The following is a 14402-nucleotide window of genomic DNA, read 5'->3' as shown; positions in this document are numbered from 1 at the left end:
CCGAAAACCCAGGGACCAGTGGCATACCTTCTGGAATGCCGACGAGGAACCGGCGCAGGTTCTGGAGCTCATCTCACCTGCGGGTTTCGAGCAATACTTTCAAGAGATCGCACCCTTCTTTCCGGACAACGCCCCACCTGACCTGGAAGGCATGGCGAGAGCCAACGTAAAGTACGGGCTGCAAATGGACTTCGAATCCCTGCCTCGGCTTATTGATCGATTCGGCCTGGCCCGTCCCATGGAAATGGACGGCGAGGCTCCGCTGCAGAGTTGAGGCTCACCGACGCTCACATAGTCTCAAGCAACGTCAACCGGCTCGCGGATCAGAGCTCGACGCAGGACCAAAGGGCGCGGGCGACCCATTAGTGCCGCCAGCAACCGTCCTTTTTCAACTTGGCGCAGCTCCAGGCCTCTGACCTGAGATGCGACACCTGGAGTGACGCTGAGGATGCAACGGATGTAGTGAACTCTGTTCCTCGACATCCCCGCCGTGAACCGGATGCTGGCTGGGCAGTTGTGACTTCCGGAGTCGGGGAAAACGCCGCGAAATGCCTTCAGTCTTCGTTTCAGGATCTCTTGATCCGAGCTTGCCCCCGCCCATGAGATTGGCGGCTGAGGTTGCTGCGATCGGTACCCGTGGATGTTGTCAGGCGGGACTAGAATGAGCCATGCCCATGACCGGCCGATCCGTCTCTGCCGTGGTGCTGCTCGTCATTGGGGCAGGACTGGCGCTGCTGGCTGTGCTGGTCCACTACGAATTCATGAGAGTGTACGGCGATGTCACCGATACCGCGTTCGAGGGGCTTGCCTGGGGGTTGACGGCCGGTCCCTCCGGATTGGCGCTCGGTCTGGTCGGGGTGGTTGCCGTGATCGGCTTGGTGCTCTCGACACGACGGTGGATGCGGCTGACGGCCGTGGCCATCCCGGTCCTCATGCTGGTCGGGATGTTCGCTGTCACCCCTTCGGCACTGGGGCAGAAGCTTGAGGTGCAGTTCGGCTCGACTCCGCAATGCGTGAGCGAGGGCTCGGACGAGCCCATGGCCACTGCAGACCGTGAGTCCCAGCGGGCGTTCGATTCCATCAGTCACATCGGCGATTTCAGCGGTGGCGGCGTGAGTGGTGTCGGCGGCTGTGAACGCCGGTTTGTGCTCTCGGGAGACGTTGATGTGTTGCGGCACTATCGTGCAGCATTGCCAGCGGCGGGCTGGAAAGTGGTCGAGGATGACGGGCGCCGCTTACGGGCCCAGCGTGATGGTCTGGCGTTCGAGGTGATGCCCTGCTCTGAAGGCGGTGTCGTCTGGGCTGGAAGCGACGACGACCTCGCACACGGAATACGGATGGGCTGTAACCAGCACTGAAATTGCCCCAGTCAATATCGCGTCTCGGTGGTCCGCGTCGCCGCGGATGAGGGTGAGCTTGCAGGTCCCCCCACGCCAACCTTTCCTCAAGGAATACGACGCAGAGTTGATGCTGGCCGATGCGAGCGTCACTTCGGATCGAAAGGACGGCAATGAACATCAGTCGCACTACTCTTCGGGCGGCGGCACTGCTTGGGGCCCTGATGGTGGCGGGCTGCGCTGCGTCGGCTCCTTCTCAGGGGCCAGCCGCCACCGCGACCCCGGCACCCGCGGTCACGCCTGCACCGGCCGCCACACCCGCCGCCACACCCGCCGCCCAGAAATTCACGGCAGCGACCAGCGGCAAGCTCCTGGCGGCCCGGATCATGGCCCGCGCCCAGCCCAAGAGCGCCGGCGTCAAGATCACAGGGGTGCAGTGCAAGAACTTCCCAGATCTAAAGGTAGGCACCCACACCGATTGCCAGGTGATGGCCAACGGCGTCAAGCGCGGGTACCTCGTCACGTTCACCGAGCGCGACGGCCACTACGTTCTCAAGGCGCAGAAGCTCACCTGGTAGTCAGGCAGCAGAAAGACGTACTACACGCGGGAGGACCTGCCGCGGACGAAGTGGAAGATCAGGACCACCACGGCTATAACCAAAAGCAGGTGAATCAACCCACCACCGATGTTGCCGAGCAGGCCGAGAAGCCAGAGCACCGCGATAATGATGGCTATCCAAAGCAACATGAGAGTCTCCCTTGTTTGTTCTCGGATGGAAACGCTAGTTCTGCGTCCCGGCCACTCTGCGTAGACAAGCGGCTGGCAGTAATGACCTGGCTGCCAGGGGGTCGCCTGGGGGCGCTGCCGGTAAGGATCATCCTCGTAACCCTCGCTCTCATCGGGCCCGACGCCGCATCTACTGTGGTGCTTATCAGCCTATGCCCGGATCAGGTTGCCGGAAATAGGGCGAGACCAATCACGACGTCGACCGCGTGTCGAAGGCCGCAGCCGATTCCCTTAAGAGGCGGGCCACGGTGTCGACAGGCAGGCTGGCTGACCGTCTCCGGTCGAACCGCCGCAGAACAATGCGCCGCGTGCCCAGACCGGGGACGTCCAGGACGTCCACGCCGTCCTGGACGAGGCCGGTCAAGGCCAAGGTGGGCACGATGGCAACGCCCTCACCCGCCGCGACGAGGGCAAGAGCGGTCAGCGTGTCCTGGTACTGATGCACGGTTTCCATCTGGGCGCCCGTTGACTCGCGGAGCCGGCCGAGGACCGAAGCGTTGGCGGCGGAGGACTCGACGCCGAGCCACGGAAATGGCAGGCGGCCTAGGTCGAGGTTCTCGGTGGTGAGCAGTGCACCCGCGGGAACCACCAGTTTCCAGGGCTCGTCCAGGAGCGGCTCCTCGATCATTCCGGCGCCCAGCGAACGTTGCCCGGCCGTCGTCGTCGAATCGAGCTCGATCACAACGGCGTCGAGCGCGCGCTGCCGGAGCAACCGCATCAAGGCAGGGAAGTCGTCCTCAATCATCCGGATCTGTAGTTGCGGGTACTGGATGCGCCACTCGGGCAGGCGCGGAATCACCACCGTGCGGACAAAGCTGGTGAATCCGCCCACTCGCACCACCCCCGCGATCTTGGCCCCGCCTTCCATCCGGGCACGGGCGACGCTGAGTGCGCGTTCGATCTCCTCGCCGGCTTCGGCTACGGCCAGGCCGGCGGGGGTCAAAACCGAGCCTTTGGGTGTGCGCACCACTAAGGCGTGCCCGGTCTCGTCCTCCAACTTATTGAGCTGCTGGGACACGGCCGAGGGCGAAATTCCCAGTTCGTCAGCCGCGGCGAGCACCCCGCCCGTGCGGGCAACCGCAAGCAGAACTCGCAGCCGGCGCGGATCAATATCCATGTTAAGTAGTTCTAAACCATGTCTTCAGCGGAATGCAATTGATCTAAAGACCCTTCGTCCTCATAATTGCTGTTAGAAGTGAGGGCAAAAGAGACAGGCCGGACCGTTCAGCGTATGACGGATCCGCCCGGACAGCTGAGCACACGCTGTTCCAGCGGTGCGCGATCCAGTCGGCAATGGCTCCACTTACCAAACAAAAACATATGGCTCGCATCTCCACTCCGCGCAGGGGATGGCAGCCGGGCATCAACCCTGAAAGGACATCATGGAACTGCTGTGGGAAATCTCCGGTTGGGCAGGCGCTGTTGCGATTCTGAGTGCGTACCTGGCCGTGTCCATGGGTTGGTTGAAGGCCGGCAAGGGCTTCCAGACCGCGAACCTCCTCGGTTCTTGTGCCTTCATTGTCAACGGCGCATTCCACGAAGCCTGGCCGTCCGTGGTCACGAATGTCGCCTGGTTCCTCATTTCCGCGGTAGCGCTTCTTCGCATGCGCTCCCAGCAGGAGTCGCCGGTTGCCGCTGCTGAGCCCCAGCACGTGCAATTCCCCGGTGTCCCCGAAACCGGCCAGATGGCCATCATTGAAGCGCCCCAGGCGCGCTGCGCATAACCTGATGTAGCGCCGCTCCGCAGCAGATAATGTGCTGCACCCGACCCGGGAGCCGCGAGATAGGTCTAGGGTGGGGACTGTCGGCAATCGCCGCGGATACCCTCAAGGCGCGAATACCCTCAAGGAGGGTGCATGAACCCCATCCAGTCCAGCTCCGATCACTTCGGGCAGCATCTGAACATTGTCGGGGGCTCAGAAGCCGACGTTAGCGGCTCAAACTACCTCGTCACGCCGGAGGACACCGTTGAAAGCGCGGCATCGGGCCTCCGGATTAAACAGCAGCAGCAAGGCGCCACCCCGAGCAAACAGTCCACTCTCCATGCGGCCGCCCAGGTGCTCATAAGCCGACGGGACGAGCAGGACCCTGGCAATCATCCCGGGACGTCCCAGCCCGGGGAGTACCAACTGGACATCCATCACGAGACGGGCCGCACCACGCGGGAACCCGTCCCTGAAACCGACCTGAAAGCGGCTCAGATCTGGGCCCAGGGACGGATCGAAGCGGACGGCGCCAACTTTGGTGCCATCTACTTCCCGGCCGGAGGCGGCACTGACCCAGGTACGGGCGCGCTGGAGTGCAACTACGACCGCGCCGTGGGCTGGTACCGGTAGCCATATCCGGGCACGCGGCGTTCGTTCGTCCGGTACTGCCGTTATCTAGGGAGTGACGTGCGAGGTACAAGGGTCCGGCGGAATTCCGCCACATGGCAGGTCTGGCTCTGGCTGATCGGAGCCGGATTCGCTGTGCTCCTTGCCGGGATCGTCTTCGGACTGCAGCAGGCCGGCCCGCTTTGTGGCAGCCCGCTTTTACCGGACAGTCGCGCCGCTGAAGCATTCGACGCGCTCCACCGCGGCGCCAAAGCAGCGGGGGACTGCTACCGCAGCATCGGGGTCGCCGCTGTTCCTACCTGGACCCTGATTGCGCTGGGCGTCGTCCTGGTCTTGGCGGGCGTGACCGTACGGATCGTCGTCATCAGCCGGACCGCCGTCTCGATTCAAAAAGCAGTCGGGACCGGTGACGGCAGCCCGCAGTAAGAGCGCCGTTTACTCATGCAGAGGGTGTTGCAGCCTCCGGTGCGTCCAAGGCGGCCCGCGCATATGATGCCGAAACCCGGCGGTAGACCGGGGTCAGAAAGGCCGCCAATGCGGCCGCGACCATGATGATTCCAGCCACCAGGAACACCAGCGCAATGCCGCGGGAGGTGCCCTCGCCCAGGAGCGGGGCCAGTTGGGCGGCGCCCTCAGCGGACCGCGCATACGGGATGATCCAGAACTGGGCGATCGGGGCAATCAGGAATGCGGTGACCGGCGCCGCAGCGGACTCGAAGGCCATGGCGAATCCGAACACCCGGCCCTGGCGGGGCAGGGGCACCACCTGTTGGATGACAGTCTGCTCGGCGGCCTCCACGAACGGTATCAGGACCAGATACAGCCAGATGCCCGCGACGTACAGCCAGGCCCACTCCCGCAGCGTGAACACCGCACCGAGGAGCCCCATCACGGCCACGGCGATGAGCAGGGTGCGCAGCGGGTTGGCGCCGAGCCCGAACTTGCCGATCAGTGCGCCGCCCACGATGAACCCGGTGGATCCGAGAGCGAAGACGGCCCCCCACGCCTCCACCGAGAACATCTCCAGCCCGTACGGATCCATCAGTGCCATGTAGACGCCGCCGATGAAGTTGTTGAAGGTGGAAAACAGGATGAGCGCGAACAGTCCGGCGATGGCAAGCACGGCAGCGAGTGAACCGCGCAGATCGAATCCGCCTTGTGCATCCGTGGCGGCCGCGCGCACTTCCTCGGGCATGCGCAGGGTGAGCAGGTGCGCGAACGCCACGGCGGTGAGCACCAGGGCGACGACGATGGTCCACCCCATGCCCAGCAGCCCGACGGACAGCCCGGAGAGCAGGGAGGTGACGATGAACATCAGCCCCTGCACCATGCCCACCAGCCCGTTGGCGTTGGCCCTCCGGTCCGGCTCGATGAGGATGGTGACCGTGGTGGACAGCGCGATGTTGCGCAGGTTTTCCACCACCGCCCCGATCAAAACGATCAGCGTAAAGACCCAGAACCAGGGCTGGGCCAGGTCCAGGATTTGGGCGGCGGGCGTCAGGAGGAACATGACGCCGGACAGCGTGAACATCACCAGGGTGAACCCGGCGGCGAAGCGCATCACCGCCAGCTTGCGGTAGCGGTCCACGAAGGTGCCGAAGCTGATGCTGGAAAGGGCGATCAACAGCATGTACGCGCCGCCCACCACCCCCGTGGCGATCACATTGCGCGTCCCCAGATACACCCAGAACGTCAGTGCGAACCAAAGGTAACTGGTGGTGACGTTGGCAAGCGCGGTGTTCACCAGGATCCCGGCGAAGGTGCGGGACCGCTGTTCGGGACTGCGCAAGGAGGTATCGACGGCGTCGGGATCGGTCAGAGTTGGAGCCTCGGCGTCCTGGACCGGGGCGGGTTCCTGCTCGGTCATGCGTCCCAGTGTACTGACAGCTGACGGGGACGGATACGGCCCTTAGGCCGACGACGGCGGGACGTCCCGCCGTCGTCGGCCCGCCCCAAGTAAAAGGTGCCACGCGCGGCAAATGTGGAGGATCCGGGCTCGCACCATCATAGTTAAGCTCTTGGGCTTGCACTTATGCGCTTATGGGTACGGTCACCGCATGAATGCAGGACAGAAACGAACAGGGGCTTGAATTGGCAGGGAATGCAACCTTCCGGCATAGCAACACCGCGCTGCTGTCGGTGAGCAGTGTCGAGGCTCCGAGGATCGTGAGTTCAACGGATTTCGACCGGAGGCTGGCTTCGACCCTGCAGCGGCTGAAGTTCCCGCCGCGGCTGCTGGAGCGCGTTGCCGGCATCACGCACCGCCGCTGGTGGGCCGCCGGGACCTCGTTCGATGATGCGGCGGTCGAAGCGGGAGCGAAAGCCCTGGCCGAGGCCGGCGTCGGGGCATCCGAAATCGGCCTGCTGATCAACACCTCGGTCACCCGGCGCAACCTAGAACCGTCTGTCGCGGTGAAGATCCACCACGGGCTGAGCCTCCCGTCGTCGGCCATGAACTTCGACCTGGCCAACGCCTGCCTTGGATTCGTCAACGGCATGGCCCTGGCGGCCAACATGATCGACTCTGGCCAGATCAAGTACGCGATGATCGTCAACGGTGAAGATGCCCAGGCCACGCAGGAGGCCACCTTGGCCCGGTTGCAGCGGCCCGAGACGACCCGCGAGGACTTCAACCGCGAGTTCGCCACCCTCACCCTGGGTTCCGGAGCCGCTGCAGCGGTGCTGGGCCCGGTGGACCAGCACCCCGGCGCGCACCGGATCGTCGGCGGCGTGATGCGGGCCGGCACCGAGCACCATGAACTCTGCGTGGGCGGCATCGACGGCATGGCCACGGACACCAAGGGCCTCCTCGACGGCGGCCTGCAACTCGTGGTGGACGCCTGGCACGAGGCCCAGCCCGAGTGGGACTGGGGCTCGATGGACCGCTACGTCACCCACCAGGTCAGCAATGCCTACACGAAGGCCATCATCGACGCCATCGACCTCGACCCGGACAGGGTGCCCATCACCTTCCCGCACTGGGGAAACGTGGGCCCGGCCTCCCTCCCCATGACCCTCGCCGCTGAAGCGCAAACACTCGAAACCGGGAACCGCGTGCTGTGCATGGGCGTCGGTTCCGGTCTGAACACCGCCATGATGGAAATCGTTTGGTAGCCGCCGACTGGCCCGGCGTCCACCCCGAATGGTCGCGTGAAATCGATGTGGCGTCCACCTCCGCACCAGATGACCCCGGAACCGTGCGCCGCTGGCACCTGCTCGACAATGGCGCCCAGCTCGCCCGCCGCGGGCTGACTCCCGCCGGCACCCTACTGTGCGTGCACGGCAACCCGACGTGGTCCTACCTGTGGCGGACCCTGCTGGCCGCCGGAACCGACCCCGCACAGCCGTGGCGTGTGGTGGCGGTGGACCAGCTGGACATGGGCTACTCGGAGCGCACCGACACCTTCCGGCGCCTGGCCGACCGGATCAACGACCTGGGCGATCTCACCGACGCACTCAGCCTGGACGGGCCGGTGGTTACGGTGGGCCACGACTGGGGCGGTGTGATCAGCCTCGGCTGGGCCCTGGCTCATCCGCAGCAGCTCGCCGGAGTGGTGCTGACCAACACCGCCGTCCACCAGCCGGTCGGCTCCCGCATCCCGCCGGCTCTGCGGCTTGCCCTGCACCCGGCCGTGCACCGCTGGGGAACGACGACGTCGGACACCTTCCTGCGGGTGACACACTCCCTGGCCCACCCGCCGCTTCCCGCTGAGGTGCGCAATGCCTTCATGGCCCCCTACCGCGGCGCCGGCCGCCGCGCCGGCGTGGGGAACTTTGTGGCTGACATCCCCGCCGACGCGTCCCATCCCAGCTACCCGGCACTCAGCGGCGTCGCCGAAGGGCTGCGCGGGCTGGAGGTTCCGGCCCTGATGCTCTGGGGACCGCGGGACCCGATCTTTTCCGACCGGTACCTCAAGGACCTCATCGGCCGGCTGCCGCAGGCGAAAGTGCACCGCTTCGAGGGTGCCGGCCACCTGGTCGCGGAAGACCGGGACATCGCCACTCCCGTCTTCGAGTGGCTTGCCGAACTTGGCCGGGACGGCAGGGCCGACCTTCAAGGGACCAACGCCCCGGCCGTCGGCGTCCCGCCGCTTTGGGCGCCGCTCACCGAGCTGGCGGCAGGAGCCGCCGCCAGGGACACCGCCGTCGCGGAAATGGCCGCGGACGGCAACGTCGCCCGCACGCTCAGCTGGCGGGAGCTCGAACAAAGCATCGCCGCCCTCTCGGCCGGCCTGACGGAAGCCGGCGTAGGGCATGGCAGCCGGGTGAGCCTCATGGTTCCGCCGGGCGTCGACCTGACCGTGGCCCTCTATGCGTGCCTGCGGCTGGGGGCCGTGGTGGTGGTGGCCGACGCCGGCCTTGGCCGCGGCGGACTGAGCCGTGCGGTGAAGGGCGCCACCCCGGATTTCCTCATCGGAATCGACAGGGCGCTGGCGGCTGCCGCGGTGCTCGGCTGGCCGGGACGGCGCATCAGTGTGCGGGACCTGCCGGCCGTCCGCCGCCGCCTTCTCGGCGTCGAAACCTCCCTCGGAGCCCTCACCCGGCGCGGAGCGAGCGCGGGTCCGGAGCTCCCTAGCCGGGGTCCGGCCCAAGCTCCTGATCCGGATGCTGACGCCGCTGTGCTCTTCACGTCCGGCTCCACCGGTCCCGCCAAGGGCGTGCTCTACACGCACCGGCAGCTGGCCGCGATGCGGGACACGGTCGCCGAAACGTTCGGGATCCGTTCCGGTGCCCGACTGGTGGCGGGGTTCGCCCCGTTCGCCCTGTTGGGACCGGCGCTCGGAGCGGTTTCGGGGACGCCCGCGATGGACGTCACTGCGCCCCGCACCCTGACCGCCGGCGCGCTGGCGGACGCCGCCGCGGCCATAGACGCTACTGTGGTCTTCGCCTCGCCGGCGGCGTTGCGCAACGTCCTTGCCACCCGGGATGGCATGAATGGGGCAGAGCGTAAAGCTTTGGAAGGTGTTGAGTTGCTCCTGTCTGCCGGAGCGCCCATCCCCGAACCGCTCCTGGCGGAGGTGCAGCGGCTGCTGCCCGGGGCCTCGCTGCATACTCCGTACGGCATGACTGAAGCGCTGCCGGTCACCGACATCAGCCTTGAAGAAATCCAGGCCGCTGACGCCGAAGCTGCTGCCGGCACCATTGCGGGAGCAGGCAATGGCGTGTGTGTGGGGAGGCCCGTACATGGCGCCCGCGTGGCCGTCGTCCCACTGGCGGCGGATGGCACCGCACCCGGGCGCGATTTTGTGACGGAGGCCGGCGTGACCGGCGAGATCCTCGTCAGCGCCCCGCATGTGAAAGAAGCCTACGACAGGCTCTGGCTGACCCAGCGCGAGAGCATCAGTCTGCCCGGATGGCACCGCACCGGCGACGTGGGGCACTTCGACGCCGCCGGCCGGCTCTGGGTGGAAGGACGTCTCGCGCACGTCGTGACGGCGGCCGGTTCTGTGGTCACGCCCGTGGGTGCTGAGCAGGTCATCGAACGCCTGGACGACGTCGGGCTGGCCGCCGTCGTCGGGGTCGGTCCGTCCGGGACGCAGGCCGTCGTCGCCGTCGTCGAGACCGTGCCTCCCGCCCGCAAAGCGGGCCCCGCCGCGCCGCAGCTTGCCGGGCGTGTCCGCGCGGCGGCCCTTGCGGCGGGCGTCAGTGTCTCCGCTGTGCTCGCAGTCCCCGCACAGCCCACCGACATCCGGCACAACGCCAAGATTGACAGGACACGCCTGTCCCGCTGGGCTTCACGGGTGCTGGCCGGCGGCCGTTTGGGCACGCCGTGAGGGTCCTCGTTACCGGCGCCAGCGGGCTGCTCGGGCGGGAAGTGGCCCGGCTGCTGGTCCGCCAGGGCCACGCGGTCACCACGTTCCAGCGCCGTCCGTCAGGAGTCGACGGCGCTGCGGACTTCTGCGGGTCCGTCACGGACGGTACCGCCGTCGGCCGCGCCGTCGCCGGCGCCGAGGGAGTCATCCACCTGGCTGCGAAGGTTTCTTTTACCGGCCGTGCCGCGGAGTTCGACGAGGTGAACGTCGAAGGCACGCGCCGCCTGCTCCGTGCCGCCCGTGCGGCCGGCGTGCGGGACCTCGTGTTCGTCTCCTCGCCGTCAGTGGCCAACTCCGGCGCCGCCATCGCCGGGCTGGGCGCCGAGCCGGCTGACCCGGAGCATGCGCACGGCGACTACTCCCGCACCAAGGCCGAGGCGGAGCTGCTGGCCCTGGCAGCGGATGCTCCGGAATTCCGGGTCGCAGCGGTGCGCCCCCACATCGTCTGGGGCCCCGGTGACACGCAGTTGGTCGAACGGGTCCTGGCACGCGCCAGCCGTGGCCGCCTGCCGCTGCTCGACGCCGGGGCGGCCCTCATCGACACCACCTACGTGGACAACGCCGCCTCGGCCATCGTCGCCGCGCTGCACCGCATGGAGCACATCCACGGCCGGGCACTTGTCGTCACCAACGGCGAACCCCGCCCCGTCGGCGAGCTGCTGGCGGGCATCTGCGCTGCGGGTGGCGTCCCCGCGCCATCGTGGGGTGTGCCGGGCGGGGTGGCACGCGCGGCGGGAGCGGTGGTGGAGAAGCTCTGGACCTGGGCCGGGCGGAAAGATGAGCCGCCGATGACCAGGTTCCTTGCTGAGCAGCTCTCCACCGCGCACTGGTTCGACCAGCGCGAGACCTATGAACTCCTCGACTGGACGCCCGCCGTCTCGCTGGACGAGGGCCTGACCAGGCTGGCCGAGCACTACGGTTCCTGATCAGCAGGTGCCGGTTCCAACGCATCGAGGATCAACTCCAGCCCGTAAGCGAACTCGTTGCCGTAGTCGTAGCCGGGCTGCATGACGACCTGCGTGGCGATTTCGACCATGTGCGGGTACTCCCCGGTCGCGAACCGTTCCATGATGGGACCGGCCACCTCCGCCATCGGCTCGCTGCCTGCGATGGGCAGTGCGGCTTCCTGGAGGGCGAACCCGTAGATGTAGCTGTCCAGCAGCGAGTAGGCCCGGGCCGTCTGTTGCACAGTAAAGCCCGCGGCGCGCAGTGTTCCCAGGGTTGCCTCGTGGTGCTTTAGGGTCGCCGGACCGGGAGCTTTGCGGGATTCCAGCAGCCCGACCGCCCATGGATGCCGGCGCAGCGCTTCGCGCGCAGAATGGGCCCGGCGGCGCATCTGTTCCTTCCACTCGCCTCCGGCTTCCGGCGTGGCTATTTCGATGAAGACGAGGTCCACGAGGCCGTCAAGGATCTGGTCCTTGTTAGCCACGTAGTAGTAGAGCGTCATCGGCTTGGTGCCCAACTCCTGGGCGAGCGAACGTATCGACAGGGCAGCAATACCGTCCCTGTCCGCCAACTCCAGAGCCTTCCGCAGTACCCTCTCGCGGCTGAGCCCCGGGCGGTCCCTGCCGCCCGCGCCTGCGTCTTTCATCATTTGGATCCTCCCGGCCCTTCCGTCTCCGTACACTGTACGATACCCTTTCTCGTACAGTGTACGAAAAATTACCTGCAGATGCAGAAAGGAACGTTATGAAAACGGAGGAGCACTCTCAACGACAGGGCACCGGGACCGTGGACGACATGCGTGCTGTCGTTCGGGAAGCCTACGGGGGGCCGGAGGTGCTGCGCCTGGATCGGGTGCCCCGCCCTCTTGTCAAAGGCGACGACGTGCTCGTCCGTGTCAGGGCGGCAGGCGTCGACCGCGGAGTCTGGCACATGCTGACCGGCCTGCCCTACCTGGGCCGGCTCGCATTCGGAATCCGGAAACCAAAGGACCGGGTTCTCGGCCTGGATCTCGCAGGAACCGTGGAAGCCGTAGGTCCCGACGTCACGCGGTTCGCCGTCGGCGACGCCGTGTACGGCAGCGGCCGTGGCTCCTACGCGGAATACGCCGTTGCACCCGAGACCAAACTGGCCGCGAAGCCCGAGGGCCTCTCCTTCGAGCAGGCCGCGGCGGTGCCGGTCTCCGCGGTCACTGCTCTCCTGGGCCTGCGCGCGGGGAAGATCAGGGAAGGGCAGAAGGTGCTTGTCACCGGAGCGTCCGGCGGCGTCGGCAGCTACGCGGTCCAGCTGGCCAAAGCCTACGGTGCGCAGGTCACCGGAGTCTGCAGTGCCGGCAAGGTCGAGTTTGTCCGTACCCTCGGCGCCGACCACGTCATCGACTACACCCGTGAGGATTTCGCAGATGCCGGCCCGTACGACCTCATCCTGGACATCGGGGGAAACCCGCCGATCTCCCGCCTGCGCCGCGCCCTTACCCGTACAGGAACGGCGGTCATCACCGGCGGTGAGGGCGGCGGGAAACTGACCGGAGGCCTGCACCGCCAGCTCGGCGCCCTGGCGCTGTCACCCTTCATCAGCCAACGGCTCACCACGTTCCTCGGCCTAGTCGGCGCCGCCGAACTTCAGGACCTTGCCCCGCTCATCGACGCCGGCAAAATAGCACCAGCCCTCGACCGGACCTTCACGCTGGCTGAGACTCAGGACGCGATCCGCTTCCTGGAAAACGGCCAGGCGTCCGGCAAGGTAGTGCTCACCATCTGAATTGCAGCCCGAGGCTGCGCGGGCCCAGAACGCGAATGGACACTTGCGGCCCCATTGCGGGGACCACAAGTGTCCGTTCGCGCTTAGAGATGCTCAGGCGCCAACCTGCATCAGCGCGCCGTGGCTACGGGCTGCTCCTGAAAGGCAGGCATCACCTGTTCGATGAAGAGCTCGAGTGAACGCTTCTTCTCCTCGTGCGTCAGGCTGTTGTCGGACCAGAGGCTGAACTCGGTGACGCCGAGTGCCTCGTAGTGGCGGAGCCGCTCGATGACCTCCTCGGGCGTCCCGATCATCGCCGTCTGGTGGAGGGACTCCGGCGTGAACTCCGGGCGGTCGGCGAACTTCTCTTCAGGGCTGGGCTCGAGGAAGCCGTTCTTCGGCGTGGTCTTGTTGCCGAACCAGGCATCAAAGGTCCGGTAGAACTTGTTGATGCCCTCGGCCGGGCGCCGCCATCCCTCGGGCTCGTCCGCAGGGTGCACGTGGGTGTGGCGGAGCACCATGAGGTCCGGGCGGGGGACACCGGGGTTGTTCTCCACGGCGGTATCGAACTTGCGTGCCAGGTCCTCGACCTCCTCGTCGCCCTTCATGAGCGGAGTCACCATCACGTTGCAGCCGTTGGCCACGGCGAACTCGTGCGAAGAGATGTCGCGGGCGGCGATCCACATGGGCGGCGTCGGCTTCTGCAGCGGCTTCGGGACACTGGTGGACGTCGGGAACTGCCAGACCTCGCCGTCGTGCGCGTAATCACCTTCCCAAAGCGCGCGCACGGCCGGCACCATCTCGCGCAGGTGCTTGCCGCCGTCGACCGCGGACATGCCGCCCATGAGGCGGTCGAACTCGAACTGGTAGGCGCCGCGTGCCAGTCCCACTTCCATCCGGCCGTTGCTGATGACGTCCAGGAGTGCCGTCTCGCCCGCCACGCGGAGGGGGTTCCAGAAGGGCGCGATGATGGTCCCGGCACCCAGCCGGATACGCGACGTGCGTGCTGCCAGGTAGGCGAGCTGGGGCATCGGACTGGGGGAGATGGTGTACTCCATCGAGTGGTGCTCACCGATCCAGACGGTGCTGAAGCCGCCGGCCTCCGCGATGAGTGCGAGTTCCGTCAGGTTCTCGAAGCACTCGCGGTGTGAGACGGACTCGTCCCACCGCTCCATGTGGACGAAGAGGGAAAAGCGCATTAGGAACTCCTTCGATCTGCGGCGATGCTCGCCGGCGCCTGCTGGGCGGGGGCTGCAACTGCCGCGTTGCGTTCGGCGATGGTCTGGTTGCCGCGGGACCAGTGCTCGTGCTCAATCTCGCGGATGATGACGGTGGTGTTTTCGGGTGCTGCGCCCACGGCATTCTCGGCGGCGCGGTGCAGCTCGGCGATGAGCGCGCGGAGCTGTTCCGGGGTCCGGCCCCGGGCGATGGAAACTTCGATAAGAGGCAA

General features: G+C 66.6%; 15 protein-coding genes and 1 pseudogene. 10 read left to right on the top strand and 6 right to left on the bottom strand.

The window, feature by feature from the left end; genetic code table 11:
* The 3 genes and pseudogenes from CXZ05_RS23205 to CXZ05_RS20245 form a co-directional block, all read left to right on the top strand.
* Positions 1-274: pseudogene (locus CXZ05_RS23205) on the top strand (hypothetical protein); the annotation flags it as partial.
* Positions 275-674: 400 nt separating this feature from the next.
* Positions 675-1358: a hypothetical protein gene (locus CXZ05_RS20250; protein WP_180987477.1), complete on the top strand. Its 684-nt coding sequence runs from the start codon at positions 675-677 to the stop codon at positions 1356-1358.
* Positions 1359-1510: 152 nt separating this feature from the next.
* Positions 1511-1915: a hypothetical protein gene (locus CXZ05_RS20245; protein WP_102974248.1), complete on the top strand. Its 405-nt coding sequence runs from the start codon at positions 1511-1513 to the stop codon at positions 1913-1915.
* A 20-nt stretch (positions 1916-1935) separates the two neighbouring features.
* Here CXZ05_RS20245 and CXZ05_RS22900 read toward each other — a convergent pair whose 3' ends face one another.
* Both CXZ05_RS22900 and CXZ05_RS20240 read right to left on the bottom strand, forming a co-directional pair.
* On the bottom strand, positions 1936-2085 hold the full coding sequence (locus CXZ05_RS22900) for a lmo0937 family membrane protein (protein ID WP_104137503.1): 150 nt from the start codon (positions 2083-2085) through the stop codon (positions 1936-1938).
* A gap of 229 nt (positions 2086-2314) precedes the next feature.
* Entirely contained in the window at positions 2315-3241 is a 927-nt protein-coding gene (locus CXZ05_RS20240; protein ID WP_102974247.1) for a LysR family transcriptional regulator, read from the bottom strand.
* A gap of 265 nt (positions 3242-3506) precedes the next feature.
* Between CXZ05_RS20240 and CXZ05_RS20235 the strand changes: the two genes are divergently transcribed.
* From CXZ05_RS20235 to CXZ05_RS20225, 3 genes are all read left to right on the top strand, one after another.
* The gene (locus CXZ05_RS20235) at positions 3507-3848 is read left to right on the top strand and encodes a YgjV family protein (protein WP_102974246.1); all 342 of its coding nucleotides are present in this window, start codon (positions 3507-3509) and stop codon (positions 3846-3848) included.
* Positions 3849-3980: 132 nt separating this feature from the next.
* Positions 3981-4460 carry a hypothetical protein gene (locus CXZ05_RS20230; RefSeq protein WP_102974245.1) on the top strand — a complete coding sequence of 160 codons (480 nt, stop codon included), beginning with the start codon at positions 3981-3983 and terminating at the stop codon, positions 4458-4460.
* A gap of 57 nt (positions 4461-4517) precedes the next feature.
* Complete coding sequence (locus CXZ05_RS20225) at positions 4518-4883, top strand: hypothetical protein (protein ID WP_102974244.1); 366 nt, start codon at positions 4518-4520, stop codon at positions 4881-4883.
* Between the two features lie 13 nt (positions 4884-4896).
* Here the strand turns inward: CXZ05_RS20225 and CXZ05_RS20220 are convergent, their stop codons facing one another.
* Positions 4897-6324 carry an MFS transporter gene (locus tag CXZ05_RS20220; RefSeq protein WP_258006659.1) on the bottom strand — a complete coding sequence of 476 codons (1428 nt, stop codon included), beginning with the start codon at positions 6322-6324 and terminating at the stop codon, positions 4897-4899.
* Positions 6325-6548: 224 nt separating this feature from the next.
* Between CXZ05_RS20220 and CXZ05_RS20215 the strand changes: the two genes are divergently transcribed.
* From CXZ05_RS20215 to CXZ05_RS20205, 3 genes are read left to right on the top strand one after another with little or no spacing between them, the layout of a single operon-like run.
* Positions 6549-7571, top strand: coding sequence for a 3-oxoacyl-ACP synthase III (locus tag CXZ05_RS20215; RefSeq protein WP_180987476.1), 1023 nt, complete (start codon positions 6549-6551; stop codon positions 7569-7571).
* Positions 7565-10231: an alpha/beta fold hydrolase gene (locus CXZ05_RS20210; protein ID WP_102974242.1), complete on the top strand. Its 2667-nt coding sequence runs from the start codon at positions 7565-7567 to the stop codon at positions 10229-10231. The genes CXZ05_RS20215 and CXZ05_RS20210 overlap by 7 nt, the downstream gene beginning before the upstream one ends.
* Positions 10228-11196 (top strand): NAD(P)-dependent oxidoreductase, encoded by a 969-nt coding sequence (locus CXZ05_RS20205; protein WP_102974241.1) that lies wholly within the window; start codon positions 10228-10230, stop codon positions 11194-11196. Before CXZ05_RS20210 ends, CXZ05_RS20205 begins: the two co-directional genes overlap by 4 nt.
* Here CXZ05_RS20205 and CXZ05_RS20200 read toward each other — a convergent pair.
* Entirely contained in the window at positions 11184-11864 is a 681-nt protein-coding gene (locus CXZ05_RS20200; protein ID WP_102974240.1) for a TetR/AcrR family transcriptional regulator, read from the bottom strand. The two genes, CXZ05_RS20205 and CXZ05_RS20200, sit on opposite strands and share 13 nt — an antisense overlap.
* A 95-nt stretch (positions 11865-11959) precedes the next feature.
* On the opposite strand from CXZ05_RS20200, the gene CXZ05_RS20195 reads away from it, so the two are divergent.
* Positions 11960-12973 carry an NAD(P)-dependent alcohol dehydrogenase gene (locus CXZ05_RS20195; RefSeq protein WP_258006658.1) on the top strand — a complete coding sequence of 338 codons (1014 nt, stop codon included), beginning with the start codon at positions 11960-11962 and terminating at the stop codon, positions 12971-12973.
* A 110-nt stretch (positions 12974-13083) separates the two neighbouring features.
* On the opposite strand, the gene CXZ05_RS20190 is transcribed toward CXZ05_RS20195, so the two are convergent.
* Both CXZ05_RS20190 and CXZ05_RS20185 read right to left on the bottom strand, forming a co-directional pair.
* The gene (locus CXZ05_RS20190) at positions 13084-14151 is read right to left on the bottom strand and encodes an LLM class flavin-dependent oxidoreductase (protein ID WP_102974239.1); all 1068 of its coding nucleotides are present in this window, start codon (positions 14149-14151) and stop codon (positions 13084-13086) included.
* Positions 14151-14402: a tautomerase family protein gene (locus CXZ05_RS20185; RefSeq protein WP_102974238.1), complete on the bottom strand. Its 252-nt coding sequence runs from the start codon at positions 14400-14402 to the stop codon at positions 14151-14153. Before CXZ05_RS20185 ends, CXZ05_RS20190 begins: the two co-directional genes overlap by 1 nt.

This window comes from Arthrobacter sp. AFG20, from assembly GCF_002892795.1.
Classification (GTDB): Bacteria; Actinomycetota; Actinomycetes; order Actinomycetales; family Micrococcaceae; genus Arthrobacter.
Note: the sequence above shows the minus strand (reverse complement) of the source record. Positions and strands in the feature narration are given on the sequence as shown.

What these genes read in the sequence shown, in the direction of transcription:
- CXZ05_RS20250 (WP_180987477.1), top strand. Translation starts at nt 675, where the DNA reads ATGACCGGCCGATCCGTCTCTGCCGTGGTGCTGCTCGTCATTGGGGCA.
- CXZ05_RS20245 (WP_102974248.1), top strand. Translation starts at nt 1,511, where the DNA reads ATGAACATCAGTCGCACTACTCTTCGGGCGGCGGCACTGCTTGGGGCC.
- CXZ05_RS22900 (WP_104137503.1), bottom strand. Translation starts at nt 2,085, where the DNA reads ATGTTGCTTTGGATAGCCATCATTATCGCGGTGCTCTGGCTTCTCGGC.
- CXZ05_RS20240 (WP_102974247.1), bottom strand. Translation starts at nt 3,241, where the DNA reads ATGGATATTGATCCGCGCCGGCTGCGAGTTCTGCTTGCGGTTGCCCGC.
- CXZ05_RS20235 (WP_102974246.1), top strand. Translation starts at nt 3,507, where the DNA reads ATGGAACTGCTGTGGGAAATCTCCGGTTGGGCAGGCGCTGTTGCGATT.
- CXZ05_RS20230 (WP_102974245.1), top strand. Translation starts at nt 3,981, where the DNA reads ATGAACCCCATCCAGTCCAGCTCCGATCACTTCGGGCAGCATCTGAAC.
- CXZ05_RS20220 (WP_258006659.1), bottom strand. Translation starts at nt 6,324, where the DNA reads ATGACCGAGCAGGAACCCGCCCCGGTCCAGGACGCCGAGGCTCCAACT.
- CXZ05_RS20200 (WP_102974240.1), bottom strand. Translation starts at nt 11,864, where the DNA reads ATGATGAAAGACGCAGGCGCGGGCGGCAGGGACCGCCCGGGGCTCAGC.
- CXZ05_RS20195 (WP_258006658.1), top strand. Translation starts at nt 11,960, where the DNA reads ATGAAAACGGAGGAGCACTCTCAACGACAGGGCACCGGGACCGTGGAC.
- CXZ05_RS20190 (WP_102974239.1), bottom strand. Translation starts at nt 14,151, where the DNA reads ATGCGCTTTTCCCTCTTCGTCCACATGGAGCGGTGGGACGAGTCCGTC.